The following is a 385-nucleotide window of genomic DNA, read 5'->3' on the forward strand; positions in this document are numbered from 1 at the left end:
TCTTTCATATTTCATTTCTCGAGCCTCCTAAGCGTACTTTTCAAAAATAATATAAGCTTTTTGTTTCTCTGAATTGGTCTATATTTTAACAATAATTTTGCTTTCTTTATTGCATCCTCTAATTTTTCAATATCATAAACTGCTATAGCCTTATTCATATTTTCTAACGCTTCAGCCAATTCTAACTGTTGATCATCGACATGCTCCCCAAACTTTTTCAATCTTGGAACGACGACTATTGGTTTTCCAAAAGACAAAGCTGTTAATAATGTTCCCGCTCCCGCATGAGCTACAATAACATCAGCTTTCTTATATAACTCTAAAATGTCCTCTTCTCTCTCCAAGAACCTGAACCATTTGGCGTTCTTCGGCTCATAGGTGGTGA

The 385-nt window shown here is 35.3% G+C and carries 1 protein-coding gene; it reads right to left on the minus strand.

From position 1 onward, the window contains the following. Window positions 1-11: 11 nt before the first annotated feature. Window positions 12-385, minus strand: a 374-nt coding sequence (locus E3E26_RS11045; protein WP_167901369.1) for a glycosyltransferase, incomplete at its 5' end; no start/stop codon positions are given.

Origin of the sequence: Thermococcus sp. LS1, from assembly GCF_012027395.1 — an archaeon.
Lineage (GTDB): Archaea > Methanobacteriota_B > Thermococci > Thermococcales > Thermococcaceae > Thermococcus.